This is a genomic window from Haloplanus litoreus, from assembly GCF_045690335.1.
Lineage (GTDB): Archaea > Halobacteriota > Halobacteria > Halobacteriales > Haloferacaceae > Haloplanus > Haloplanus litoreus.
In genome coordinates, this window is the sequence record NZ_CP147874.1 from 2,726,627 (window position 1) to 2,749,824 (window position 23,198).

General features: G+C 67.6%; 25 protein-coding genes. 11 read left to right on the top strand and 14 right to left on the bottom strand.

Annotated elements, in window-relative coordinates; all coding sequences use genetic code 11:
- Positions 1 to 42: 42 nt before the first annotated feature.
- Positions 43 to 2,154, top strand: coding sequence for a helicase HerA domain-containing protein (locus tag V8686_RS14590; RefSeq protein WP_379705404.1), 2,112 nt, complete (start codon positions 43 to 45; stop codon positions 2,152 to 2,154).
- On the opposite strand, the gene tpiA is transcribed toward V8686_RS14590, so the two are convergent.
- Genes tpiA through V8686_RS14630 form a run of 8 tightly spaced genes read right to left on the bottom strand, consistent with a single transcriptional unit; the run spans position 2,151 to position 7,860 of the window.
- Positions 2,151 to 2,795 carry a triose-phosphate isomerase gene (tpiA, locus tag V8686_RS14595; protein ID WP_379705407.1) on the bottom strand — a complete coding sequence of 215 codons (645 nt, stop codon included), beginning with the start codon at positions 2,793 to 2,795 and terminating at the stop codon, positions 2,151 to 2,153. The two genes, V8686_RS14590 and tpiA, sit on opposite strands and share 4 nt — an antisense overlap.
- A gap of 36 nt (positions 2,796 to 2,831) precedes the next feature.
- On the bottom strand, positions 2,832 to 3,929 hold the full coding sequence (locus tag V8686_RS14600) for a carbon-nitrogen hydrolase family protein (protein ID WP_379705410.1): 1,098 nt from the start codon (positions 3,927 to 3,929) through the stop codon (positions 2,832 to 2,834).
- Positions 3,930 to 3,984: 55 nt separating this feature from the next.
- Positions 3,985 to 4,509 carry a multiprotein bridging factor aMBF1 gene (locus V8686_RS14605; protein WP_379705413.1) on the bottom strand — a complete coding sequence of 175 codons (525 nt, stop codon included), beginning with the start codon at positions 4,507 to 4,509 and terminating at the stop codon, positions 3,985 to 3,987.
- 49 nt (positions 4,510 to 4,558) lie between these two features.
- Positions 4,559 to 5,161 (bottom strand): CDP-alcohol phosphatidyltransferase family protein, encoded by a 603-nt coding sequence (locus tag V8686_RS14610; protein ID WP_379705416.1) that lies wholly within the window; start codon positions 5,159 to 5,161, stop codon positions 4,559 to 4,561.
- The gene (locus tag V8686_RS14615) at positions 5,158 to 5,655 is read right to left on the bottom strand and encodes an adenylate kinase family protein (protein WP_379706628.1); all 498 of its coding nucleotides are present in this window, start codon (positions 5,653 to 5,655) and stop codon (positions 5,158 to 5,160) included. Before V8686_RS14615 ends, V8686_RS14610 begins: the two co-directional genes overlap by 4 nt.
- Positions 5,656 to 5,663: 8 nt before the next feature.
- Positions 5,664 to 6,746, bottom strand: coding sequence for a histidinol-phosphate transaminase (gene hisC, locus V8686_RS14620; protein ID WP_379705419.1), 1,083 nt, complete (start codon positions 6,744 to 6,746; stop codon positions 5,664 to 5,666).
- Between the two features lie 50 nt (positions 6,747 to 6,796).
- Positions 6,797 to 7,288 carry a phage tail protein gene (locus tag V8686_RS14625; protein ID WP_379705422.1) on the bottom strand — a complete coding sequence of 164 codons (492 nt, stop codon included), beginning with the start codon at positions 7,286 to 7,288 and terminating at the stop codon, positions 6,797 to 6,799.
- Positions 7,285 to 7,860, bottom strand: a complete 576-nt coding sequence (locus V8686_RS14630) for a phage tail protein (RefSeq protein ID WP_379705425.1) — start codon at positions 7,858 to 7,860, stop codon at positions 7,285 to 7,287. Before V8686_RS14630 ends, V8686_RS14625 begins: the two co-directional genes overlap by 4 nt.
- Positions 7,861 to 8,309: 449 nt before the next feature.
- Between V8686_RS14630 and V8686_RS14635 the strand changes: the two genes are divergently transcribed.
- Together V8686_RS14635 and V8686_RS14640 are read left to right on the top strand one after the other, a co-directional pair.
- Entirely contained in the window at positions 8,310 to 9,557 is a 1,248-nt protein-coding gene (locus V8686_RS14635) for a Zn-dependent hydrolase (protein WP_379705428.1), read from the top strand.
- A gap of 205 nt (positions 9,558 to 9,762) precedes the next feature.
- Positions 9,763 to 10,929 (top strand): M20 family metallopeptidase, encoded by a 1,167-nt coding sequence (locus tag V8686_RS14640; RefSeq protein ID WP_379705431.1) that lies wholly within the window; start codon positions 9,763 to 9,765, stop codon positions 10,927 to 10,929.
- Positions 10,930 to 11,201: 272 nt separating this feature from the next.
- On the opposite strand, the gene V8686_RS14645 is transcribed toward V8686_RS14640, so the two are convergent.
- A complete protein-coding gene (locus tag V8686_RS14645; protein WP_379705438.1) occupies positions 11,202 to 11,720 on the bottom strand; it encodes an Lrp/AsnC family transcriptional regulator in 519 nt (172 codons plus the stop codon).
- A 325-nt stretch (positions 11,721 to 12,045) separates the two neighbouring features.
- Here V8686_RS14645 and V8686_RS14650 point away from each other — a divergent pair, with 325 nt between their 5' ends.
- Positions 12,046 to 12,240 carry a hypothetical protein gene (locus tag V8686_RS14650; RefSeq protein ID WP_379705441.1) on the top strand — a complete coding sequence of 65 codons (195 nt, stop codon included), beginning with the start codon at positions 12,046 to 12,048 and terminating at the stop codon, positions 12,238 to 12,240.
- Positions 12,241 to 12,249: 9 nt separating this feature from the next.
- Here the strand turns inward: V8686_RS14650 and V8686_RS14655 are convergent, their stop codons facing one another.
- From V8686_RS14655 to V8686_RS14665, 3 genes are all read right to left on the bottom strand, one after another.
- Positions 12,250 to 13,845 carry a GMC family oxidoreductase gene (locus V8686_RS14655; protein ID WP_379705444.1) on the bottom strand — a complete coding sequence of 532 codons (1,596 nt, stop codon included), beginning with the start codon at positions 13,843 to 13,845 and terminating at the stop codon, positions 12,250 to 12,252.
- Complete coding sequence (locus V8686_RS14660; protein WP_379705447.1) at positions 13,838 to 14,383, bottom strand: gluconate 2-dehydrogenase subunit 3 family protein; 546 nt, start codon at positions 14,381 to 14,383, stop codon at positions 13,838 to 13,840. Before V8686_RS14660 ends, V8686_RS14655 begins: the two co-directional genes overlap by 8 nt.
- 69 nt (positions 14,384 to 14,452) lie before the next feature.
- A complete protein-coding gene (locus tag V8686_RS14665; RefSeq protein ID WP_379705450.1) occupies positions 14,453 to 15,184 on the bottom strand; it encodes a fumarylacetoacetate hydrolase family protein in 732 nt (243 codons plus the stop codon).
- Between the two features lie 126 nt (positions 15,185 to 15,310).
- Between V8686_RS14665 and V8686_RS14670 the strand changes: the two genes are divergently transcribed.
- Genes V8686_RS14670 through V8686_RS14680 form a run of 3 tightly spaced genes read left to right on the top strand, consistent with a single transcriptional unit; the run spans position 15,311 to position 17,197 of the window.
- Entirely contained in the window at positions 15,311 to 15,946 is a 636-nt protein-coding gene (locus tag V8686_RS14670; RefSeq protein ID WP_379702852.1) for an IS6 family transposase, read from the top strand.
- A gap of 59 nt (positions 15,947 to 16,005) precedes the next feature.
- A complete protein-coding gene (locus tag V8686_RS14675) occupies positions 16,006 to 16,740 on the top strand; it encodes a metal-dependent hydrolase (RefSeq protein ID WP_379705453.1) in 735 nt (244 codons plus the stop codon).
- 58 nt (positions 16,741 to 16,798) lie between these two features.
- Complete coding sequence (locus V8686_RS14680) at positions 16,799 to 17,197, top strand: OsmC family protein (RefSeq protein ID WP_379705455.1); 399 nt, start codon at positions 16,799 to 16,801, stop codon at positions 17,195 to 17,197.
- Between the two features lie 88 nt (positions 17,198 to 17,285).
- Here the strand turns inward: V8686_RS14680 and V8686_RS14685 are convergent, their stop codons facing one another.
- Positions 17,286 to 17,429, bottom strand: a complete 144-nt coding sequence (locus V8686_RS14685; RefSeq protein WP_379705458.1) for a hypothetical protein — start codon at positions 17,427 to 17,429, stop codon at positions 17,286 to 17,288.
- A 260-nt stretch (positions 17,430 to 17,689) separates the two neighbouring features.
- Between V8686_RS14685 and V8686_RS14690 the strand changes: the two genes are divergently transcribed.
- A complete protein-coding gene (locus V8686_RS14690; RefSeq protein WP_458329464.1) occupies positions 17,690 to 19,135 on the top strand; it encodes an APC family permease in 1,446 nt (481 codons plus the stop codon).
- A 1-nt stretch (position 19,136) separates the two neighbouring features.
- Positions 19,137 to 19,790 carry a potassium channel family protein gene (locus V8686_RS14695; RefSeq protein ID WP_379705461.1) on the top strand — a complete coding sequence of 218 codons (654 nt, stop codon included), beginning with the start codon at positions 19,137 to 19,139 and terminating at the stop codon, positions 19,788 to 19,790.
- Here the strand turns inward: V8686_RS14695 and V8686_RS14700 are convergent.
- Positions 19,787 to 20,566, bottom strand: coding sequence for an HAD-IIA family hydrolase (locus tag V8686_RS14700; RefSeq protein WP_379705464.1), 780 nt, complete (start codon positions 20,564 to 20,566; stop codon positions 19,787 to 19,789). The two genes, V8686_RS14695 and V8686_RS14700, sit on opposite strands and share 4 nt — an antisense overlap.
- A gap of 207 nt (positions 20,567 to 20,773) precedes the next feature.
- On the opposite strand from V8686_RS14700, the gene V8686_RS14705 reads away from it, so the two are divergent.
- Complete coding sequence (locus V8686_RS14705; RefSeq protein ID WP_379705467.1) at positions 20,774 to 22,342, top strand: LamG domain-containing protein; 1,569 nt, start codon at positions 20,774 to 20,776, stop codon at positions 22,340 to 22,342.
- 78 nt (positions 22,343 to 22,420) lie between these two features.
- Positions 22,421 to 23,197: a GTP cyclohydrolase IIa gene (locus V8686_RS14710; RefSeq protein ID WP_379705470.1), complete on the top strand. Its 777-nt coding sequence runs from the start codon at positions 22,421 to 22,423 to the stop codon at positions 23,195 to 23,197.
- Position 23,198: the final 1 nt, after the last annotated feature.

Here is a 23,198-nt window from a genome sequence, read left to right on the forward strand (position 1 = left end):
TCTGACGCGGAACTATGGGGGACGGGACACTCTCACGTACCGATGACGGAGACGGAAACCATCACGGTTGCGGACGTGAGCGAGGGTCCCGGTGGCGACGCCGACGCCGAGCCGGGAGCGCCGGTCTCGCTCCCGGTGGTGGAACTGCTCACCGGCCGGGGGTTCGTCACCGGGAAGTCGGGATCCGGGAAGTCCAACACCGCGTCGGTGCTGGTAGAGAACCTGCTTTCGAACAACTTTCCGGTCCTCGTGGTCGATACGGACGGCGAGTACTACGGCCTGAAAGAGGAGTTCGAACTCCTGCACGCGGGCGCCGACGACGAGTGTGACATCCAGGTCAGCCCGGAACACGCGGAGAAAATCGCGTCGCTGGCGCTGGAGGGCAACGTGCCCATCATCCTCGACGTATCGGGCTACCTCGACGACGACGAGGCGAAGGAACTCCTGCTCTCGGTCGCGCGCCACCTCTTCGCGAAGGAGAAGAAACTGAAAAAGCCCTTCCTGATGCTGGTCGAGGAGGTCCACGAGTACATCCCGGAGGGCGGCGGCCTCGACGAGACGGGGAAGATGCTCATCAAAATCGGGAAGCGCGGCCGGAAACACGGCCTCGGCATCGTCGGCATCAGCCAGCGGCCGGCCGACGTAAAGAAGGACTTCATCACCCAGTGTGACTGGCTGGTGTGGCACCGGCTCACGTGGAACAACGACACGAACGTGGTGAGCCGGATCATCGACGCCGAACACGCCAGCGCCGTCGAGGACCTAGGCGACGGCGAGGCCTTCCTGATGACGGACTGGAGCGAGTCGGTACGGCGGGTGCAGTTCCACCGCAAACGCACCTTCGACGCGGGGGCGACGCCCGGCCTCGACGACTTCGAGCGCCCGGAACTCAAGTCGATCAGCGACGATCTGGTCTCGGACCTCCGCGAGATCAGCGACGAACAGGAACGCCGCGAGAGCGAACTCGCCGACCTGCGTCAGGAACTCGACGAGAAAGAGCGGCGCATCCGCGAACTCGAGTCGGAACTGGAGGACGCCCGGGACCTCTCCCGGATGGCCGACAAGTTCGCGCAGGCGATGCTCCAGAAGGCCGAGGCGCCGTACCGCGGGGGCGAGGGGCGGAACCTCGCCCGACCGGTACCGTCGGATCAGGCGGAACTGCGGGAGTACGAACCGAACACCGAGGACGAGACGGCGGACGAAGTCGGGTCGGACGCCGGTTCCGACACACCGGCCAGCGCCGAAGCGACGGACGCGAAGGGCGAGGACGACGCGAAGGGCGAGGACGACACGAAGGGCGACGATTTCCCGGAAATCGAGCCGAACGACTGGCCGACGCCCGGAACGATGGCCGTCGGAGGCGACACGGCCGACGACGGAACCGAAGCGGACGAGACGCAGTCGGCGGCCGACGACTCGGCGGACGGACAGGCGGACGTGACCTTCGGCGCTGGGGAGGCACCCCCCGGTGCCGAACCGAACCGTAACGACGCGACGGCCACGGACGCGGCCGGCGAGTCGGACGCGGAACCCGGAACCCGGGAGGCGGTCGTCGCCAGACTACGGGGTCGGATCGAGGACTTCCCGGACCTCTCGCAGGAGATGCTGGCCCACTATCGCGAGGCGGGGACGGCCGACCCGGTCGACGCCCACGTCGCGGCGGGCGGGACGCCGAAGCAGACGCTCGCCTACGGGCGGAACCGACCGCTCCGCCGGGCAGGGCTGATCGAACACGTCGGCCGGGACACGTACCGGTACTCCCTCCCGGATCGGGTCGCCGAACGGTTCGACGACCACCTCGACGACGCCGACCTCGCGGCGGTGACGCGGGCCGTCGAGCGGTCGTTCGTCGACGAGGCGACGCTGGCCGGCGAGACGGTCCACGATGGCGGGACCGACGGCGGTCGGAGCATTCCGGTCGAGGAGCGAACGGACGTCGAAGTCGTCCCGGACGACGACAGCGTCAAGCCGGACGACGGGTTCGTCGCCGAGGACGCGGCGATCATCGACGACGAGTCCGAGGAGAGTCCGTCGACGGCCGCCGACTCGGGGGAGCGAACGGACCGGGACGACGAGCGCGTCACGACCGCGGACGACGACGACGGTGAGACGACCCCAGCCGAGAGCGATACGGGCGGCGTGGAGATCCTCTAGACGCCCGAGACCAGGTTTTCGAGGGCCGCGCGCGGATCGTCGGCCTTGGCGACGCCGCTGGCCAGGAGGACGCCCTCCGCGCCGAGGTCGGCGGCCGCGGTTAGGTCGTCGCCGGTGGAGACGCCGGCCCCGCAGTAGACGGCCACGTCGGGGTCGACGGCGGCGGCGGCGGCGACGGCCTCCTCGACGATGCCGGGGTCGGCCGTGGCCACGGAGACGTCGCCACCGATGAGCGCCGGGGGTTCGACCGCCACGGCGTCGGGTCCGAGGGCGGCCGCCGCGGCCACTTGCTCGGGGTTGTTGGCACAGACGACCGTCTCCAGGCCGGCGCGGTCGGCGGCGTCGAGGGCACTGTCGATGTCGGCGAGTTTCAGGCGGCGTTCGGAGTGATTGCAGAGCGTCCCGACGGCGCCGGCGTCGGTCAGGGCCTCGGCCAGCGTGTGGCCGGTGTGACTCCCGTGGTCGAGAGGGGCGACGTGTTGGGCCCACGTCTCGACGCCGGTGGCGGCGACGCGGTCGAGGTGAGCGGTCTGTGGGGCGACGGCGATGCGGACGCCGTGTTCCTCGGCCACCGCGTGGGCCGCCTCGGCGACGGCGACGGGATCACAGGGGTACGCCTTCAGGTTGACGAGAACGAACATACCCGGGATGGGGAGGCGTGCGGACAAAAAACGTGACTATCCGTCGTCCGCAAGCGCCTCGGCGACGGCCTCCACCGCGTCGATAGGCACCTCGTACTCCTCGGCGAGCGACTGGGCGCGGGCGGCCGAGAGGGCGGGCCGGTCGCCGTGGTGGTCGTGAACCGGGTCGGGTCGCCCGTCGCGCACCTCCAGATTCACCGCGTCCCAGCGGGCGTAGTGACCCATCGCGTCGAAGTAGGCCTTGGTGGCGCGGCGCTCGTCGCGGTCGAACTCCGCGGTCAGGAGCGTCTCTTCACCCACGGCCGGCCCTGCCTTCACGATCCCGGCGGGGTTGACGAGCATGCTCCCGCCGTTGCCCACGCCGAATCCGATCTCCCCCTCCTCGAACCCCTCGGGGACGTCGTCGCTCATGTAGGCGGAACAGGAGGCAACGAACGACTGCGTCTCGAAGGCGTACTCCCGGACGGCGGGGTAGATGTCGCAGGTGTCCCGCGCCGCGGCGGACTCGGCTCGCGTCTTGTCGCCGGGATGGCCGTGCTGCTCCCAGAAGCCGGGCCAGACGGCGGCGTGAATCTCCTCGCCGTCGGCACACAGCGCCGCCTTCGAGAGCGTCATGTGGTTCTCGTAGCAGACGAGGCCGCCGAGACGACCCACGTCGGTGTCGTGGGTGGTGAGGTGTTCGGGGTCACCTCGACCCCAGATGGTGCGCTCGTCGTGGGTGGGCATGAGTTTCCGGTGGCGGCGGACGAGTTCACCCGACCGGTCGAAGAAAAAGAGCGAGTTGTAGAGCGTCTCGCTCCCCCGACGGTCGTCCACCTCGTTCGTCCCGAGGACGAGGTGGAGGTTCGCGTCGGCGACGGCCTCGCCGATGGTGGTGACGGCGTCGTCGTCGACGTGGAGGCTGTTGGCGCTCAGATCGACCATCAGATCGGTCCACCGGGCGATGGAGGTGCTCCGTCGCCAGTAGGGGTAGCCGGGGAAGTACGTCTCCGGGAAAACGAGAACGTCGACCCCACGATCACCGGCACGTTCGATCCAGCGGCAGGTCTTCGCGAGGGTGCCGTCGGCGTCGTGATACTCCGGTTCGATCTGTGCGGCACCGAGCGTGAACGACTCGGCTAGGTCACGTGCCATGGGCGGGGTATCGTCCCCGACCGATATAATCGTCCGCCCGCGGAAACGGCTCGTACTAGTCCTTGCGCTTGACCACGTCGCCGAGGGTGGTCGTCGTCGAGGAGCCACCGGACCACTCCGCGTCCTCGTCGCCGCCCCCCTCGGACAGCGAGATGTCGAGTTCGTGTTCGAGTTTGCGCTGCACCTCGTCGCTCGGAAGCATGTCGCCGCGTTCGAGTTTGCGGATGAGGCTCGCCTTCTCGTTGAGTTCGTTCGCCAGTTCCTCCTGACTCAGGCCGCGGTCCTCGCGGGCCGTCCGGATCCGGTCGTCGTAGTCGGTGGCGACCTCGTCCATGTCGTCGAACATATCGCGCCGGCGGGCGGAGCCGCCGGAAGACGAACTAGAGCCGCCCGACGCGGACGAGGACGTGGAGGACGATGACGACGAGGTAGAGTACTTCGTCGAGGACGAACTGCTCGACTCGGTGCGGACCTCGGTCCCGAAGTCCGAACACTCGTCGCAGAGTTCCAGTTCGGCCCCTTCGACTTTCGTCGTGGTGAGCGACGAACTCTCGGCTCCACACATTTCACACTGGGGCATACTCCTCCGTAGCGGGCGATGGGGGATAAAAGGTGCGCCCCCGACGTGTTCAGGGGAGGTCGTTCCAGGCACCCCAGAACCGCTGGAGCGCGGTGAGGTGGCCGACGACGGCGAAGAAGACGAGCAGCCAGCCGACGACGTTCAACGGGCCGAGGGGGCGGGCGACGATGGCGGCGACCACGGCCGTGAGTCCCACGAGTGCCAGACGGTCCGCACGGCCCACGAGGCCACCGTACTCCCGGCCCAGCCCCACCGCCTGAATCTGCGTGCCGAGGTAGGAGGTCATCAGGACGCCGGTGACGGCGAGGAGACCGAGGTCGTACCGTTCGACGCCGGCGGCCAGTCCCACCACGAGGACGATGTCGGCGTAGCGGTCGAGGACGTGATCCAGCAGGTCGCCCGCCCGCGATTCGACGTTCTGCGTGCGCGCGAGGGCGCCGTCCAGCAGGTCCAGCCAACCGTTCGCGAGGACACAGAGCGCCCCGAGGAGGTAGCCAAGCGGCGTAGCGAGGTAGAAGCCGGCGGCCGCCGCGAGCGCGAATCCGAAGGCGACGACGCTGACGCCGTCGGGTGTGAGACCGATCCGGTCGGCAGCGGCGACCATCGGGTCGAGGACGAGTTCGGCCACCGGACGCAGGCGGTCGAGGGTCATAGGTAGTCGAGGAAGTCCACGTCGCCGGCGCTCGGCTCCCGGTCGCCGGCGATCACCGCCTCGATGTCGGCGGCCACCTCGGCGGGCGTCCGCTCGGTCGTGTCGATTTCGTAGACGTCGGCGGGGCCGTGGCGGTCCACCGCCTCGGAGAGGATCACGTCGAGCGCCTCGCTCTCGGCGTTCTCGGTCGCCTTCGCCTCGCTGGCACCCCGGTCACGGAGTCGGTCTTCGAGCACGTCGGGCCGACACCGGAGGACGACCACCCGGTCGGCGTCGAGGTGGTGAGCCAGGTGGGACTCAGCGACGCCGGACCAGTCGCCGACCGCCTCGCGGACGGCCTCCAGATCGGCCACCAGCGAGTCGCGGTCCGCGTCGCGTTCGGTCCAGAGGCCCGCCTCGCGGATCAGATCGTTGAGGTGGAGCACTGGGACGTCGAGGAGGGACGTGGCCGTCGTCTTGCCGGTGCCGGGCGTGCCGGTGACGGCGACTCGCACGTCGTCGCTCACGCCCGCACCTCCGCGACCACGTCGTTGATCGTCTCGGCGGCCCGGGGCGTGGTCTCGCGGGTGCCACAGGAGACGCGGATACAGCCGGGAAGGCCGAAACTGGAGCAGTCGCGGACGATGACCCCGCGTCGCTGGGTGGCGTCGGCGACGGCGGCGGCGTCGCCCACCTCCGCGAGGACGAAGTTGCCGCCGCTCTCCCACGTCGGCGCGTCGAGTTCGTCGCGGAGGTACGCGCGGGCCCAGCGGGCCGTCTCGACGGTCGTCCGGAGGTGGTCGTCGTCGTCGAGGGCGGCGAGGGCAGCCCGACAACCCACCTCGCTGGCGGCGAAGGGCGTGTTGACACGGGCGTAGGCCTCGGCCCACGACTCGGGGACGACGCCGTAGCCCACGCGCAGGCCGGCGAGGCCGTACGCCTTCGAGAACGTCCGCGTGACGGCGAGGTTGTCGTAGTCGTCGAGGAGGTCGACCGCCGACGGCGACTCGGTGTACTCGCCGTAGGCCTCGTCGACGACGAGGAGGGTGTGGTCGGCGACCGACTCCGCGAGGTCGAGGATGGCCGCCCGCGAGAACTCGGCACCGGTCGGGTTGTGTGGCGTGGTGAGGTAGACGATGCGCTCGCCGTCGTAGGCGTCGAGGACGGTGGCGGGGGTCTGGGCGAAGTCGTCGGCCTTCGACAGGTCGTAGGTCGCCACCTCGCCGTGGTGGTAGCGGGCGCTCATCCGGTAGTAGGAGAACCCGGGGTCGGGCGCGAGCACCCGGTCGCCGGGCTCGAGGAAGGCCCGCGAGAGGTAATCGAGGGCGCCGTCGGCACCCGGCGTCACCCAGATCTGTTCGGGCGCGACGTCCCAGTGGGCGGCCAGTTTCTCGCCGAGGTCCGTATGCGACGCCTTCGGGTAGACGCCGACGGTGGGCGCCGTCTCGCGGATGGCCTCGACGGCGGCCGGACTCGGTCCGTGTGGGTTCTCGTTCGACGAGAGTTTCGTGAGGTCGTCGGGGTCCATCCCCAGGTCGCGGGCCACCTCCTCCGCCCCGCGGCCGGGGACGTACGGCGAGAGCGCCGAGAGATCCCGTGGTTGCATGGTCGGAGGATGCGGACGCCGACGCTTAAGCGTGGCCAATGGTCCCCGGGTCAGGCGTCGTCGCCGTCGATGGCGTCGATCCCCTCGTGTGCCAGTTCGAGCGTCTCGGTGGCGACGCCGGGGCGGTCGGCGGCCAACGCCGGTCCCTCCCACCGAACGGGCGTGACCGCCCGACACCGCCAACCACGCGCCCGGTCGCCGGCCTCGTCCAGCAGGAACACCCGGACGGGCCGTGGCTTCACCACGCCGTCGACCCAGTCGCGAAGCCAGTCCCAGAGACGACGGTCGTCGGTCACGCCGCGCCGAAGCCGGAGGGGTGGCGAGGTGGTGCGCCGCCGGGTAGGTGCGGGCGCCGCACCGCGGAAGCGACGGGAGTGGTCCCGCCAGTCCAGCCACTCCGGGGTCGGGTCGTCGTCGGCCGACTGCGCCTGAACGCGAACCGACAACCCGGTGACCTCGGCGAAGCCGAGGGGCGGCCGGTCGTCCCCCAGGTCGACCGCGAACCGGTGGCGAGCGTAGGGGTCGACTGGCCGGTCGCTCATCGCTCCGTTCGAGGGGTCGGGTCGTGCTCCGTGCGCGACTCGAACTGTGGCTTCTCGGGCGGGACCGTCAGGTCCGCCTTCGTCGGGGGTGACGCCTCGTCGTTTCGGAGTCCGCCGTCCGTCTCACCGCCGACGTCGACACGTTCGAACCCTTCGGAGACGATTTCGAGCGTCTCGATGGCGACTGCCGAGCGGTTCGCGTCGAGTCGCGGTCCCTCGTAGCGGGCGGGCCAGGCGTTGCGGAACTCCCACCGGGCGGCCGTAGCGGCCTCCTCGTCCAGCAGGACGACCGCGATGGCCCGGCGCGCCTCGTCGACCGCCCCGACCTCGACGAGGTGGCGCCACTCGGCGAGTTCGACGCCGTCGTCCGTGACACCGCTCCGAAGTACGAGCGGCCCGTAGCCGTTCAACCCGGCCAGTTTCCGGGGGGTCGGCGCCTCGTTGCCCTCGCGGTACTCGACGACGGACGTCGACGAGGACGGCAACCGGCAGTGACTGAAGCCCGCCTTGGCGATGCCGTCGATTTCGAGGAGGAAGCGAGCCACACGGAACGGACCGTGCCGGTCAGGCATCGTCCCGCTCCGGAAACTCGGCCGTCGAGTCGAGTGGTGTGGTAACTATTTCCATACGATTCGGGGGAACTCGTCGGGCGCTCTTGAAGCTTTCCGCCGAGTCGTCGAGGCGGCGGACACGCGCATCATCGAGGTCAACCACGCCCAACCGCTCGAACCGCGACGTCCACGACGTCTATCGACCGGATCGGGAGCCGATTCCGCTGCGAACGTCCGGCGGTCGAATCGGTCCCACGCGGATCGAGTTCGATCCGGGACAACTCGTCGGCGTGGTCGCGTCCGACGGTCCAGCCCTCCGTAGGACGGCACGATATCACACCATCGTCACCACCGCTGGCACCATCAGGCAGGGAGATAGCCTCTCGATGATCGGCACGGTGGGAGGACACCGTTTCACGCGAGCGCAGGGCGGTGGACATTTTTTAAGTAGTGGTCGTGTTGCGACGGGTATGCGACTCGCTATCGACCGGCAACGGTTCGTCGACCGGATGCAGGAACAGGCGGAGATCGGTGGGCTGGACGGTGAACGCGGCCTTGACCGCCTGACGCTTTCGGACGCCGACCGGGAGGCCCGTGACTGGTTCCGGGACCGGATGAGGGATGCGGGCCTCGACGTCCGCGTCGACGAGATGGGAAACATGTTCGGCCGACGGGCCGGTGCGGACCCCGAGGCGGGGACGGTGCTACTCGGTTCACACCTCGACAGCCAGCCCCGGGGAGGGATCTACGACGGCCCGCTGGGCGTCCTCGCCGCCCTGGAGTTCGTCGAGACGCTCGAAGACGAGGGGATCACGACCGAGCGGCCGGTCGAAATCGTCAACTGGACGAACGAGGAGGGGTCGCGCTTCCAGCCGGCGATGATGTCGAGCGGCGTCTGGGCGGGGACCCTCTCGCTGGCGGAGGCCTACGAGACGACCGACCGGGACGGGATTCGCTTCGTCGACGAACTGGAGCGGATCGGCTACCGGGGCGACGTGCCGGCGGAACCGCAGTACGACTACGATTCGTACCTCGAACTCCACATCGAACAGGGACCGCGCCTCGAGGAGGCGGGCGACGACGTGGGCGTCGTCACGGGCATCGTGGGGTTCCAGTGGGGCGAAATCACGTTCGAGGGGCAGGCGAATCACTCCGGCACGACGCCGATGGACCACCGCCGCGACGCGCTAGTCGGCGCCGCTGACGTCATCACGCAGGTGCGGCGCATCCCGGGGACGCTCGGCGAGCGAACCGTCGGCACGACCGGCGTCATCGAAGCGGAACCGGGATCGATCAACATCGTCCCCGGCGAGGTCCGCTTCACGGTCGGCTTCCGGGACCCCGACGACGACACGGTGGTGGAAGCGGTCGACCGGGTGAAACGCGAGGCGGCGGCCGCGGCGGAGCGCGAGGGGCTGGAGTGGAGCTACGAGCAGCGGATGGCCGTCGAGAGCGTCGACTTCGCCGAGCGGTGTATCGACGCCGTCCAGTCGGCGGCCGACGACCGGGGGTACGCCTCCCAGCGACTGGTCAGCGGCGCGGGCCACGACGCGACCCACGTCGCGAGCGTCTGTGACGCGGCGATGGTCTTCTCGGTGAGCGAGGGCGGCAAGAGCCACTCGCCGAAGGAGTACACGAGCTGGGACGACTGCTACGCCGCGGCGGACACGCTCGCGAACGCCGCCCTGGATCTCGCGGGCGTGGCGGCGGAACGATGACCGACTCGGCGTCCCCCGAGACGGCTCACGACCGACGAAGTTCGCGAACGCTACCTCGGCGGCTGACGACCCGATTCAACGATATCCTCGTCCCGCCCTGATTTTCGGACGATTTTCTAGTAACGAGCCGTTAGCTATTCAAACCATTCTACAATGGTTGGTACCAAGGCACAGTCCACCGCGACCAGACCGAGACCACCGACTCATGACCCAGGACACGACGGATCAGATACAGCAACTCGTTGCAGCGCTCGTCTCACGGGAATCGGAGAACCCACCCGGAAACGAATCGACGGTCGCGACGTTCGTTCGCGACTGGTTACGGGACCACGGGGTCGACGCGTCGTTGATCCACGAACCGGACCCGGACCGTCCACAGGTCGCCGCCCGCGTCGGCGAGGGCGACCCGACCGTCGTGTTGAACGGTCACATCGACGTCGTCCCGGCGGGTGACCGGGACCAGTGGAGTCGCCCACCCTACGAGGGCGTCGTCGAGGACGGGGCGCTGTACGGGCGCGGGAGCGCCGACATGAAGTCGGGTGTCGCCATCGCGATGCTCGCGACCGTCGCGTTCAAGGAACGGTTCGAGCGCGGCGACCTCGACGGGTCGCTCGTCTTCCACGCGGCGATGGGCGAGGAGACGGCCGAACCGGGCACGAAGAAGCTCCTCGAAGCGGGGTACGATGGCGACTACGGGGTCGTCTTGGAGCCGACGGGGATGCGGACGGCGACGAGCGAGAAGGGGCTGGCGTGGTACGAGGTCACCGTCGAGGGCGACCCCTCACACGCCAGTCGACCGGACCTCGGCGACAACGCCATCACGAACGCCCGGCCGGTACTCGATGCCCTCGCCGAGTACGACGCGCGCGTCCGAGAGCGTACGGACGACCTGGTCGGCCGCGCCTACGCGACGGTCACCCAGTTCGACGCCGGCACCAAGGAGAACGTCGTCCCGGAGACGGCGGTGCTCACGGTCGACCGGCGGTTCCTCCCCGCGGAGTCCATCGAGGAGATCGACGCGGAACTCGACGGCCTCCTCGACGACGTCGCCGAGGAACACGGCCTCGACATCGACTGTCGGCGGACGCGAACCTACGAGTCGGCGTCCATCCCCGTCGACAGCCCCCTGGCGAGGGTGTTCCGCGAACACTCCGCGGCGCTCGGTGACGTCGACGACGCACCGTGGGGAATCCCCGCCTCGACGGACGTTCGCAACCTCGTGAACGACGCCGACGTGGAGGCCATCACCTGGGGACCGGGTAATCTCGATCAGGCCCACACGTTCGACGAGCACATCGACCTCGACGAGGTTCGGGTCGCGCTGGACGTCCTCGAGGACGCCCTCGTCGAGGTGTTCGAAGCGGAGCGATGACGCTGGAACGCCTCGCGCTGGGGGGACGCCGACCGAACGCGGGACGATCCACGGCGAGGCCTTCGCCGCGGAAATCCGAACCAACGTCGAGTGAGACCCCGATCGGGTCGCCCACTACGGCATCGAGGTGGACCGCGCCCGCGAGATGGCGGAGCGATTCGTCCCACTCGTCGCGGACACCGACGAGGCCCGTGAGACGCTCGCGGCGCTGGAGGGTTCCGGACGGGTCGCTATCTGGAGTGCTGGATCGGTTCTGACGGCGGACGGACGCCTCAGGCACCGTCGGCGAGATTGGATCTCATCTCGTCGGAGAGGTTAGCCATGAACTTCGGATTCGTCGCGATTTCGTCCATCACGAATCGCGAGGAGGTCTCGTTGACGCTATCGATGGCGACCATATCCTCGATGATCTCGTTCATCTGGGTACGGTCCTGAACACGGGAGATGACGACGAAGTCGACGTCGCCCATCGTGTAGTAGACCTGTTCGACGCCGTTTAATTCGGCGAGTTCGGTGCCGACGTTCTCGGAGTAACCGTGTTCGTGTGTCACGGCCACCTCGGTGATGGCGACCATCGTCAGCCCGAACGAGACGGGGTTGAGGTCGGCGGTGATCCCCTGAATCACGTCGTTTTCCTTGAGCTTGTTCAGCCGATAGTGAACGGCGGATTTCGAGAGATCCAGTTCGTTCGCGAGCGTATCGAGACTCACGTCGAAGTCGTCTTCGATACACCCCAGAAGTTCGAGGTCCGTCTCGTCGAACTCGTCCGCGTCGATCGCAGCTCCGGTCATGGGCCGTATTAAACACAATTCTATAAAAAGTCGAGGGGGCTGGAAATTGTACCTGAATAGCACCGTCCCGTCACACGTTCGTGACGTACGGTCGATCCCCACGGCCGGATCACCGGTGTGGCCCCGATCCGTTCGGCCCCTGCCGTGATCCCCGGACCCGGAAGACGGCCGGTCGGCGTCCCAGCGACGGGGTGGGCTCTCGTAGCCATTGGAACTCATTGCACACCCGATCGCACGCCGTCTGGTGATCGGACGTGCGAACAGTTCCAATCGCAACGATAGTTCGGGCGGTGTTCGGGGAGCGACGCCAGCGAGTGGGTCGGCTGTGACGTTTGGACGTGATCCCCGAGATCATACCCTGTCGAAGGGGCTGACGGGCGCGTACCAGCCGCTCGGGGGGATCACCGTCACCGCTGACACAGCGGAGCACTTCAAGGGGACTGCGCTCCGTCACGGACACACCGACGCTGACGCCGTCACCGTCTGTCTCGATGTCTCGGACGCGACGATGGACGGCTAGCGTCGCCGACTATCGCTCCCGGAGCCACCCGTCGAGGCGGTCGGCGAGTCGACAGGAGAGCGCCGCGATAGTGAGCGTCGGGTTCATCGCCCCACCCGTGGGAAAGACGCTACTGCCGGCGACCCACAGGTTGTCGAGGTCGTGTGCGCGGCAGTCGGGGGCGACGACGCTCGTTGCGGGGTCCTCGCCCATCCGCGTCGTCCCCATGTGGTGGTACGCCGGCCCGGTGGCGTCCGGTCCGACCACCCAGTCGACGGTCGCGCCGAGTTCCTCCAGGATCGCCACTTGCACCTCGTTCGCGCGTTCGATGGCGTCGCGGGTCCGCGACCCGACCGACCAGCGAACGTCGGGGACGGGGTTGCCGTGGTCGTCGGTCGTGGAGCGGTCGAGCGTGATCCGGTTGTTGACGTCGGGAAACTGCTCGACGAGACCGCCGACCGCGAGGTGAGTGCCGTAAGACGCTCGGAGCGAGTCCAGCAGGTCGTCGCCCCAGGTGTCGGCGTGGACCGCCTCGACGACCGGCGACGGGCCGGCGTAGTTGAGGAACTCGAGTTTGACGCCCGGGAGTGGGTCGGTCCCGTCGTAGAGGGCGTGACTCTCCGTGGTGTTGAACCCGACGTGGTTCTGGCGGGTGGGGCGGTCGATTCGCCCGCCCGCACCGGCAAAGCAGTGGTCCATGAAGTACCGTCCGACGAGCCCCGAGGAGTTGGCGAGGCCGTCGGGGTAGGCGTCGGAGGTCGACAGGAGGAGGAGGCGGACGTTCTCGACGCCGCCGCAGGCGAGGACGACCGATCGGGCCGTCTGCCGGTGTTCGGTGCCGTCGGGCGTGGCGTAGACGGCTGCCTCGACCCGGTCGTCCGTGTGCGCGAGTCGCTGGACCGGCGCGCGGTCAATAACCCGGGCGCCGGCGTCCTCGGCGCGGACGACGTGGCGTTCGGCGGTGTACTTCGCGCCGGAGGGACAGACGGGTTTGCAGGTGCCGTACCCGACGCAGGCCGAAGCGCCGTCGTGGGGTTCTGAGTTGCGGGCGTTCGGCACGGAGTGGGTGGGGAGGCCGAGCGACTCGCAGGCCTCGGCGAAGATGGCGTCGCTGTGGGAGGGCGGGAAGGCCGGGAGCGGGAAGGGGTCCGCGCGGGGCGGGGCGAAGGGGTTGTCGTCGGCACCGGCGACGCCGAGTTCCCGTTCCGCCTGGGCGTAGTGAGGGCGGAGGTCCGCGTAGTCGATGGGCCAGTCGGCGCCGACACCGTGACGGGACTCCATCTCGAAGTCGCGCTCGTGGAGGCGCATCACCATGCCCTGCCAGTGGAGGGTCGACCCCCCGATTCCCTTCACGCGGGCGGCGTTCAGGGGGTACTCGCGCTCCCCGGACGTGGTGTAGGCGTCGCGCTCCCCGCCCATGCCCCAGAGACCGTCGATGCCGGGGCGGAGGTGCGCGTCGAGTTGCGCGGAGCGGTCGGACAGGTCGAATCGCGGACCGGCGTCGAGAACGACCACGTCGTGGCCCGCCTCGGCGAGGCGCGCGGCGACGATGGCGCCCGCGGGGCCGGCGCCGACGACGCAGACGTCAGCGCGCGGTGACGGGGTGCGATCCGGTGACTCAGCCATCGTCCTCCATCCGGGCGCGGCGGTAGCTCTCGGTGCCGCCCGGGTAGCCGACCGGATTCTCGACGCCAACCAGACGGCCGCCCGTCGGCGAGGCGTAGAAGGCATAGAGCAGTTCGTTGACCACGTAGAAGCGGACGCGAGTGGAGAGGTTTCCGTCCGGGTCCGGGTCGGCCACGTCGACGCCGAGATCGCGGAGCAACTGGTCGCGGGTCGGGGGATCGAGGTCGGTCAGGGGGGCGTCGAACCAGTCGCGGGCCGTCGCGTCGAGTTCGGCCACCGCGTCGACGACGCCCGACCGGTGGTCGGCGTCGTCGGCGATCCGCCCCGCGACGTAGGCCTCGACGAAGTCGTCGACGCCCGTCGCAGCGTCGGGGTAGACCACCTCGGCGACGGCGGTGAGCGTCGCGAGGGCGTCAGCGGGGACGGCCGCGGTCGTCGCCTCGGGGGCGGACGCGTCGTCGAGGAGGGTGCCGCCGACGGCCGCCGCCCCGCCGGTGGCCGCCAGGGCTGCCAGGGCGTCCCGTCTGGTCAGGTCCATCGGGACAGGATTAGGCGTGCCTAAATTTATGGCTTGTCCTCCGGGCGCGCCGAAAACGGGGAGGGTGGATCAGTCCTGTCGGACGGAGAACTGGAGGGTCTCGACGCCCTCGACTTCGACTTCGACCTCGTCGCCGTCTTCGAGGCCACCGACGCCCGAGGGGGTGCCCGTCGAGATGACGTCACCGGGTTCGAGGGTCATGTACGTCGAAATCTCCTCGATCAGCTCCGGGACGGTGAAGATGAGCTGTGTGATGTCGGAGGACTGTTTCGTCTCACCGTTGACGCGGAGGCTGATCTCGGCGTCCTCGGGGAGGTGGTCGGGGTCGGCGACGACCGGACCGAGTGGGGCGCCGCCGTCGAAGGCCTTGCCGCGAACCCAGTTCTGTTCCTGGCGCTGGTCGTCGCGGTTGGAGATGTCACAGAGGACGGTGTAGCCGGCGACGACCGACTCGGCGTCGGCGGCGTCGACGTTGCGGCACTGCTCGCCGATGACGACGCCGAGTTCGGCCTCCCAGTCGACCTGCTCTTTGCCCGCGGGCAGGGTGACGGTGTCGCCGTGGGCAGCCACGGTGTTCGGCGGCTTCAAGAAGAGCATCGGACGGTCGGGGATGTCCATGCCCGTCTCCTCGGCGTGGTCTGCGTAGTTGAGGCCGATACAGACGACTTTCGACGGCTCACAGGGCGGAAGGACGTCCACCTCGTCGAGGTCGTAGGTCTCGTCGGCGAAACTGACGGCGTCGCCGTGCCACTCGCCGGTCCGTACCATCCCTGCGGGGTCGCGGAATCTAACCTGTCGCATAGAGCCGAGTTATCATGGGCCGAAATAAGCCTTCCCCGTTCGGCCGTGGCGGACGCTCCGCGCAGACTTGTGGGCGGTGTTCAGATAAGGATTGAAAGGTGAGGCGTAGCGTTTTCTGAGTGATTCATGCCCGAAAACGCTAGCCTCGGCGGTTGTATCGACCGAATCGAGTTAGGTTTTGTGGAACGAGAGGCAACACCGCGGCTGTTGATGAAGCTCAGTATTCAGCTCCATCTTGCTGGACTATCACTTTCGAATACTGTTTCTATTCTTGAGATATTCGGTGTTGAACGCGCACGATCCACCGTTCACAACTGGGTTCACAAGGCCGATCTACAGCCCGAAGAAGGTCGAAGCCCGGATCACGTAGCGGTTGATGAAACGGTGATCCGACTCAACGACGAGCAGTATTGGCTGTACGCTGCGGTCGATCCAGAGACGAACAAATTACTACATACAAAGCTTGAACCGACAAGAACAAACGTTATCGCTTACGCGTTCTTCAGTGAATTACGCGAGAAACACGACGTTGACGACGCCGTGTTTCTCGTCGATGGCGCGACACCACTAAATGACGCTTGCCGTCGCCACGGCCTCGATTTCAGATACGAACGTCATGGAAATCGGAACAGCGTCGAACGTGTCTTTCGTGAGATAAAGCGAAGAACTACCAGTTTCTCAAACTGTTTTAGCAACGCCGAAGCAGAAACTGCAAACGAGTGGCTCAGATCGTTCGCCTTCGCATGGAATCAGCTTATCTGAACACTACCGACTTGTGGGGGGCAAGATTGACGTTTCGGTCCCGCCAACTTCGAGAGGCAATGGAACTCACTTGGCACGGCCACTCCATGTGGCACGTCGTCGTCGACGACACGTCCCTGTTGATCGACCCGTTCTTCGACAACCCACACACGTCGCTCGGGCCGGCCGACGTGCCGACACCGGACTACGTCCTGTTGACCCACGGGCACGCCGACCACGTCGCGGACGTGGGCGCGTTCACCGACGCGACGGTTGTGGGTACGCCGGAGTTGGCCGGCTGGGTCGCCGACGAACACGGCGCCGAGGACACGTTCGGGATGAACCTCGGCGGCACCGTCGAGTGTGGTGACGTCTACGTGACGATGCACCGTGCGGACCACAGCAACGGGATCGGTACGGACTACGAGTACAGCGCCGGGATGCCGGCCGGCTACATCGTCAGCGACACGAAACCGACTCAGGAGGCGGACGAGGACGCCTTCGCGTTCTACCACGCGGGCGACACCGGGCTGATGACCGAGATGCGCGACGTGATCGGGCCGTTCCTCGAACCCGACGCCGCGGCGCTCCCCGTCGGCGACCACTTCACGATGGGACCGGCACAGGCCGCCATCGCCGCGGACTGGCTGGACGTGGACCACGTCTTCCCGATGCACTACGATACGTTCCCGCCCATCGAAATCGACGTGAGTCAGGTCGAGCGCGAGGTTGCGGCCACCGGCGCCGACGCCGAGGTCCACCTCCTCGACGGCGACGAGAGCTACACCTTCGAGCGACCGTACGCCAGCGAGTGACGTCGGCGGGGGCCGGATGGACAGTATTTAGACGTCGCGGCGCCTCCCGTGCGGTGGAATGAGCGACATCGAGACGATCACGATCAGTGAGGACGGCTTCGCCTGCGTCAACCAGGTCGGCGACTTCGAGTTCACGGTCGACGCCACCGACGAGTCGGGACCGAACCCGAACGCGGCACTGGTAGCGACCTACGCATCCTGCTTCCTGCCCGCGTTCCGCGTCGGCGGCCAACAGCGCGGTCACGACGACCTGGGGAAGATTCAGATCGACGCCGACGCTGACATGGACGACGACGACGACCTCGAATCGATCAGCTTCGCGGTCCACGTCGCGGCCGACCTGGACGACGACGAGTTCGACGAGATCACCGCACGCGCCGAGGATATCTGTCACGTCCACGCGGCGCTCCGGGAGGAACTCGAAGCCGACATCGACGTGTACGGCGACGCGTTCTGATACGCCCGCTGGACGTCGATACATTACACCCGACAGTGTGAGGCGACGGCGCCGTCGCTCCGCGTCGGTGTGACGGGGACGAGAACCCTCAGCGGCGGTACCAGCGGTAACTCATCGCGTGACCGTCGACGATTACGACCTCCTGTCCGTCGGTCGTCGGCCGGTCTTCCGTGCCGTCCACGTCGTCCGCAGCCTCGCCGCGGAAGACGTATGGGCTGTCATTCGGTGCCATACACCGTGGTAAGAGTCCACACGTACATAAAGTTGCGTCAGACGCCTCGCTCGGCGGTCGGACCGTGTGCATCCGGGTCTGAGAACCGAGATTCGGTCGAGGCCAGCGGTCGCGTTCCCCGGCGGAGTTCCTCCCGGCTGGGAGGAGTATCCCACTTTTTAGTGGTCGCTCCGCGTGGCTGTAGACAGTCACGCGATGGACGACACACAAACGGTTGGGGAGCGACTGGAGACGCACTGTGATCGAGGAGCGTGGCTGCCGTGAGCAGTCACGGCGAGCGTTCGCCGGAGGCGGACCTCGGTCTCCTCGACGCTACGATGATCGGCATGGGAGCGATGATCGGTGCGGGCATCTTCGTCCTGACGGGGTTGGCGGCCGAAATCGCCGGTCCCGCGGCGATTCTGGTGTTCGTCCTCAACGGCGTCGTGACTGCTTTCACCGGGCTCTCTTACGCCGAATTGGCCTCCTCGATCCCCAAGAGCGGCGGGGGGTACGCCTTCGTGAGGGAGGTGTTCGACGACCTGCCCTCCTTCCTGATGGGGTGGATGCTCTGGTTCGCGTACATGATCGCCGGCGGTCTGTACGCCCTCGGATTCGCACCGAACTTCCTCGAACTCCTGCACGTCTACGAGGTAGCGCCGGCGCCGGGTGCGGTGGGCGCCATCGCTCTGCCCGTCGTCGACGTTGGGGTCCCGGTGGGGGTCCTGTTGGCGTCGCTCGCGGTCTTTCTCCTCGTCGGGTTGAACGCCCTCTCGACGGCCGCCAGCGGGAGCGTCGAGACCATCTTCACGCTGATCAAGGTGGGCATCCTCGTCGTCTTCGTCGGCTTCGGCCTCACCTCACCGATGTTCTCGTCGGCGGAGTTTCAGCCCCTGTTTCCGGGCGACGCCGGTCCCCTCAGTATCCTCCCCGCGATGGGACTGACGTTCATCGCCTTCGAGGGGTACGACCTCATCACGACGGTGACCGAGGAGGTGAAAAACCCCCGTGAGAACATCCCCAAGGCCATCTTCGTGAGTCTGGGAGTGACGGTGCTGGTGTATCTCGCGGTGGTCGGCGTCGCCATCGGCACGCTCGGAGCGGGCGGGCTGGCGGAAGCCGGCGAGGCGGGCATCGCCCAGGCGGCGACGACGTTCATGCCGACGGGTCTGCCGGTGATCCAAAACGGCGGGGCGATCATCGTCTTCGGTGCCGTCTTCTCGACGCTGACGGCGCTGAACGCCGTCGTGATCGCCTCCTCTCGCGTGGCGTTCTCGATGGGGCGGGAAGAACAGCTCCTCCCCTCGTTCGGCCAGCTTCACCACCGGTACGGGACGCCTTTCGTCGCCATCCTCGCCAGCGGTGTCGTGATGCTCGGATCCGTCGTGTTGCCAACCCGGAGCGCGGGCAACATGTCGAGTCTCTTCTTCCTGCTCTCCTTTATCGTGGTCAACGCGTCGGTGATCAAGCTGCGGCGGGAGCGCCCGGACATGAACCGGCCGTACGAACTGCCGTACTACCCGGTTCCACCGATTCTCGGGATTCTGCTCAACCTCCTGCTGACGGGCGTGCTGGTCCGGTATCTGCTCCGGACGGACACGCTCGCGCTCCTCCTCAGCGTCGGCTGGATCACAGTTGGCGGCGTCGCCTACGCCGTTCACGTTCGACTGCGGTCGAGCGGGGAGGAACCGACTGACGAACGCACGGCACCAGGGAGCGACGATTGATATGGCAAGTCACCTCAACGTCATCATCGCGGGCGGCGGACGTGTCGGCTTTCAAACAGCGGCCATGCTCGACGACCGGGGGCACGACCTCACGGTGGTCGAACCCCGGCGGGACCGGTGCGACGCCATCGCCGACGAGTACGTCGCGACGGTCATCTGCGGCGACGCCTCGAACCCCGACATCCTCCAGCAGGCGGGCGTCGAGTCGGCCGACGTCGTCGCCGGCCTGACCGGCGAACCGGGGCTGAATCTGGCGGTCTGTATGGAGGCGGTGGAGATGGCCCCTGGGATTCGGACCGTCGCCCGCATCGACAACCGAGAGCGGGCGGGCTACCGCCGATTCGTCGACGAGACGGTGTTTCCGGAGGCCGCGGGGGCACGGGTCGCCGTCAACGAAATCGAGGGCAGCGACGTGCGCTCGCTCGCCGACGTGACCGGCAGCCTCGACATCATGGAGATCCGGGTCGAGGAGAATGCGCCGGCCGCGAACAAGGAACTCCGCGAAGTCCGGTTCCCGGCCGGGACGCTCGTCATCTCGGACGACGACGGGGAGCGGGTCGCCCGGCCGGACACGACGCTCACGCCCGGCAAGCGCTACGTCATCGCGGTCGAACCCGACGTAGCCGACGAGGTGATGAATCTCCTCCGCGGCTAGAGGATCCGGTCGACGTCGGCCAGCGAGTCAAGGACGTAGTCAGGTGTGACGTCGCTCCGGGCTAGGTCGTCGTCGTCGGTGACGCCGGTGCGGACGAGCGCCGTCGTCATCCCGGCACGCTCGCCGAGGGCGATGTCGGTGTCGAGCCGGTCGCCGACCACCAGACAGGCCGCCGGCGGTACGTCGAGGCGGTCACGGACGATGCGGAGCGCGGGGTCGGATGGTTTCCCGAGGACCACGTCCGGGTCGCGGCCGACGACGCCGGCGACGGCGTTGATGATCGCTCCCGAGCCGGGGACGTCGCCCTCGGCAGCGGGGATCACCATGTCGGGATCGGTGCCGACGAGCGTCACGTCGCGGTGATCGCACGCCCGGAGCGCCGCACAGAGGCGGTCGTAGTCGAAGGAGCGGTCGATAGAGAGGACGACGGTGTCCGCACGGCGTTCGTCCGTGACGACGGTCAACCCGGCGTCGACCAACTGTTCGACGAGCGCGGGTTCGCCGACGACGAAGAACGCGTCGTCGGGGTGACGGTCGGCGAGGTAGGTGGTGGTGACCGTCCCGGCGGTGACGATTTCCTCGGCGTCGACGTCGAATCCGGCCCGTCCGAGCCGGTCGGCGTAGGCCGGCGGCCGTTTGGTTGGATTGTTCGAGACGAACAGCCGTCGACAGCCCGCGGACTCCAGTCGGTCGAGTCCCTCGGCTGCGCCGGGAATCGGGTCGTCGCCACGCACCACCGTCCCGTCCACGTCGAGGACGACTCCGCGATAGGTCATCGCCGGCCGTAGGGGTGGCACGCAGTTGAACCCCGCGCTCGCCGTCGGATCGGTCCGACGCCAGCTTAATCGTCCGTTATCGCCGGTTAGGCCGGGGTTATCGCTCACAAGGTGTCATTAGCTAACCGGGGAGGGAGCCTGGGTACGGTACGCACCGGAGCGACCGGGTCCCCCCGTCGGTCACGTCCGGGGCACGAAGGAGCAACTATGGACGAGAGTACGAGGATCGACCTCACGAGACGGAAGGCCCTCGCGGCCATCGGGAGCATCGGCGTCGCGTCGGCGGGTGCCGGCCTCGGGACCAGCGCGTACTTCAGCGATCAGGAGACCTTCGAGAACAACCAGTTGACCGCCGGGACACTGGACATGAAGGTGAGCTGGGAGGAGCACTACAGCGACTGGAGCGAGGACGAGACCGAGTACGCCCACATGGAGGACGGGGACCTCGTCGTCGAGGACCGTGACGGGTTCGAGAACGCGACGTTTCAGGAGGGGTATCCCGATGAGGAGACGCGAACGGCAATCGACAGCGGCGAGACGGACCCCTGCGACGTACTCGCGGACGTCCCCGACGACCTGGAGAAGCCGGTGATCGAACTCGGGGACCTCAAGCCGGGTGACTTCGGCGAGGTCACCTTCGACTTCGCGCTCTGTGACAACCCCGGGTACGTCTGGTTGAACGGGAGTCTCGTCTCCGAGGCCGAGAACGGCCTGACCGAACCCGAGGCCGACGACGCCGACGAGGGTGAGGGCGTCGAACTCGCCGACGAGATTCGGGTCACCGTCTGGTACGACGACGGCGACAACGTCCTCGAAGATCCGGAGACCGTCGTCACCGACCGGGAGTTCGAGCCGAACCCCAGCTCCTCGGCGGTCAGCGTTTCGGGGTCGGATCGGATCGTCGCGCAGGGGTCGCTCCGTGACGTCCTCATACAACTCGCCGCCGGGAACGGCATCCCCCTCGACGCCGATCCGACGTCCGACTCCCGGAACTGTTTCACCGACTCGCCGACGGTCCACTACCTCGGCTTCGCGTGGGAAATCCCGGTGAACCACGGCAACGAGATCCAGTCCGACTCCGTCACCTTCGACCTCGGGTTCTACACCGAGCAGTGCCGGCACAACGACGGCAGCGGGATGGGAAGCGACCTCAGAGCGTACTACCCGCTGGACGAGTCGAACAGCCCGACCGTCCGGGACCGCAGCGGGAACGAGTACGACGGCACGGTGGCCGGCGACGTATCGTTCACCGGGGGGCAGGTCGGGGAGGCGGCGTCGTTCGACGCCGGCGACGGCATCTCCGTGTCCCAGGACGGCGACCTCACCGACCTCACCGACTTCACCGCCACGGCGTGGTTCCGCTCGACCGAGGACGACCGGGCGGATCAGGTCGTGTTCGGGATCAGGAAGGGGTACGAACTCGTCTTCGATTCGGCGGGGCAACGCGTGTCCGACAACTCGGTGTGGTGGGCGGTAGACAACGGTACCGGTGACTGGGCAGTCAACCCCACCGGCGCAGGACCTCTCGCACTCGGCGAGTGGCACCACGCCGCGCTCGTCCAGAATACGACCGCCGACGAGGTGCAAGTCTACATCGACGGCTCGCTCGTAGTCACGGACAGTGGCACGGGAGCGGTCAACGGGGCGACGGGGGACTTCGGAATCGGCGTCCGCGGCGACGGATTCGGCCAGTTCGTCGGCGACATCGACGACGTGCGCATCTACTCCCGCGCACTCTCCGCGAGCGAAGTCCAGTCGCTCTACGACTCTGCGTAGACGCACCGTTCTTTCTCGCCTCGCGCTGTCGTCACCAAACCAAAGAGCCATTGGTACGCCGCCCCACCTCCCGGTACCGTGACGAACACGCAGTTGACGCTCGTTCAGATCGACAACTACGGGCCGTGGACGGTGACGCCGGAACCGCGCCGCGAGATGGACCTCCAGACGCTCCAGTCGCGTCTCTTCGCCGACATCGCCCAGTTCGTCGGCTATCGGGGCGGCTACGCCTTCTTCACCCGCTTCGACAACATGGTCGCGGTGACCAACGGGCTGGATACGGACGACCACCGGCTCCTCCAGGAGTCGATGGGCAACCGCTACCCAGTCACCATCAGCCTCGGCATCGGCGTCGATGCGAACCCGGCAGTCGCCCTAGAGGCGGCGACCGAGGGTCTCCAGCTGGCCGGGAGCGCACAGGACGGCGACCGGCGGGAAGTGCTCACCGGCACGCCCATCACCGACGGCACCGACGACCTGTCCATCGCCCACTTCGACGTGAACGACGCGACCGAGAAGTACACCGACCGACTCAACGAGTTCGACTCGTTCATCCAGATCGAACAGGGGTACGCGACGCTGATGCGCTACCTTCGAGAGGAACACGGCGGTCTCTCCTTCTTCGTCGGCGGCGACAACATCATCGCCGTCACGCCGGAGATGGGTGCGGACGCCTACAGGGACGCCATCGACCACGTCGAAGATGCGGTCGGCGTCGAACTGAAGGTCGGGGTCGGTCGCGGCGCGACGGCCCACGAGGCCGGCATGGCCGCGAAGCACGCCCTGGAGGAGTGTCGACACCGCGGAACTGCGGTGGAACTGGACGACGTGGCCGCCGGCGTCGAGAGCGAGTAGC

Coding starts and splice junctions, on each gene's coding strand:
- V8686_RS14590 (WP_379705404.1), top strand. CDS start 43: ATGACGGAGACGGAAACCATCACGGTTGCGGACGTGAGCGAGGGTCCC.
- tpiA (WP_379705407.1), bottom strand. CDS start 2,795: ATGTTCGTTCTCGTCAACCTGAAGGCGTACCCCTGTGATCCCGTCGCC.
- V8686_RS14600 (WP_379705410.1), bottom strand. CDS start 3,929: ATGGCACGTGACCTAGCCGAGTCGTTCACGCTCGGTGCCGCACAGATC.
- V8686_RS14605 (WP_379705413.1), bottom strand. CDS start 4,509: ATGCCCCAGTGTGAAATGTGTGGAGCCGAGAGTTCGTCGCTCACCACG.
- V8686_RS14610 (WP_379705416.1), bottom strand. CDS start 5,161: ATGACCCTCGACCGCCTGCGTCCGGTGGCCGAACTCGTCCTCGACCCG.
- hisC (WP_379705419.1), bottom strand. CDS start 6,746: ATGCAACCACGGGATCTCTCGGCGCTCTCGCCGTACGTCCCCGGCCGC.
- V8686_RS14625 (WP_379705422.1), bottom strand. CDS start 7,288: ATGAGCGACCGGCCAGTCGACCCCTACGCTCGCCACCGGTTCGCGGTC.
- V8686_RS14630 (WP_379705425.1), bottom strand. CDS start 7,860: ATGCCTGACCGGCACGGTCCGTTCCGTGTGGCTCGCTTCCTCCTCGAA.
- V8686_RS14635 (WP_379705428.1), top strand. CDS start 8,310: ATGCGACTCGCTATCGACCGGCAACGGTTCGTCGACCGGATGCAGGAA.
- V8686_RS14640 (WP_379705431.1), top strand. CDS start 9,763: ATGACCCAGGACACGACGGATCAGATACAGCAACTCGTTGCAGCGCTC.
- V8686_RS14645 (WP_379705438.1), bottom strand. CDS start 11,720: ATGACCGGAGCTGCGATCGACGCGGACGAGTTCGACGAGACGGACCTC.
- V8686_RS14655 (WP_379705444.1), bottom strand. CDS start 13,845: ATGGCTGAGTCACCGGATCGCACCCCGTCACCGCGCGCTGACGTCTGC.
- V8686_RS14660 (WP_379705447.1), bottom strand. CDS start 14,383: ATGGACCTGACCAGACGGGACGCCCTGGCAGCCCTGGCGGCCACCGGC.
- V8686_RS14665 (WP_379705450.1), bottom strand. CDS start 15,184: ATGCGACAGGTTAGATTCCGCGACCCCGCAGGGATGGTACGGACCGGC.
- V8686_RS14670 (WP_379702852.1), top strand. CDS start 15,311: ATGCCCGAAAACGCTAGCCTCGGCGGTTGTATCGACCGAATCGAGTTA.
- V8686_RS14675 (WP_379705453.1), top strand. CDS start 16,006: ATGGAACTCACTTGGCACGGCCACTCCATGTGGCACGTCGTCGTCGAC.
- V8686_RS14680 (WP_379705455.1), top strand. CDS start 16,799: ATGAGCGACATCGAGACGATCACGATCAGTGAGGACGGCTTCGCCTGC.
- V8686_RS14685 (WP_379705458.1), bottom strand. CDS start 17,429: ATGGCACCGAATGACAGCCCATACGTCTTCCGCGGCGAGGCTGCGGAC.
- V8686_RS14695 (WP_379705461.1), top strand. CDS start 19,137: ATGGCAAGTCACCTCAACGTCATCATCGCGGGCGGCGGACGTGTCGGC.
- V8686_RS14700 (WP_379705464.1), bottom strand. CDS start 20,566: ATGACCTATCGCGGAGTCGTCCTCGACGTGGACGGGACGGTGGTGCGT.
- V8686_RS14705 (WP_379705467.1), top strand. CDS start 20,774: ATGGACGAGAGTACGAGGATCGACCTCACGAGACGGAAGGCCCTCGCG.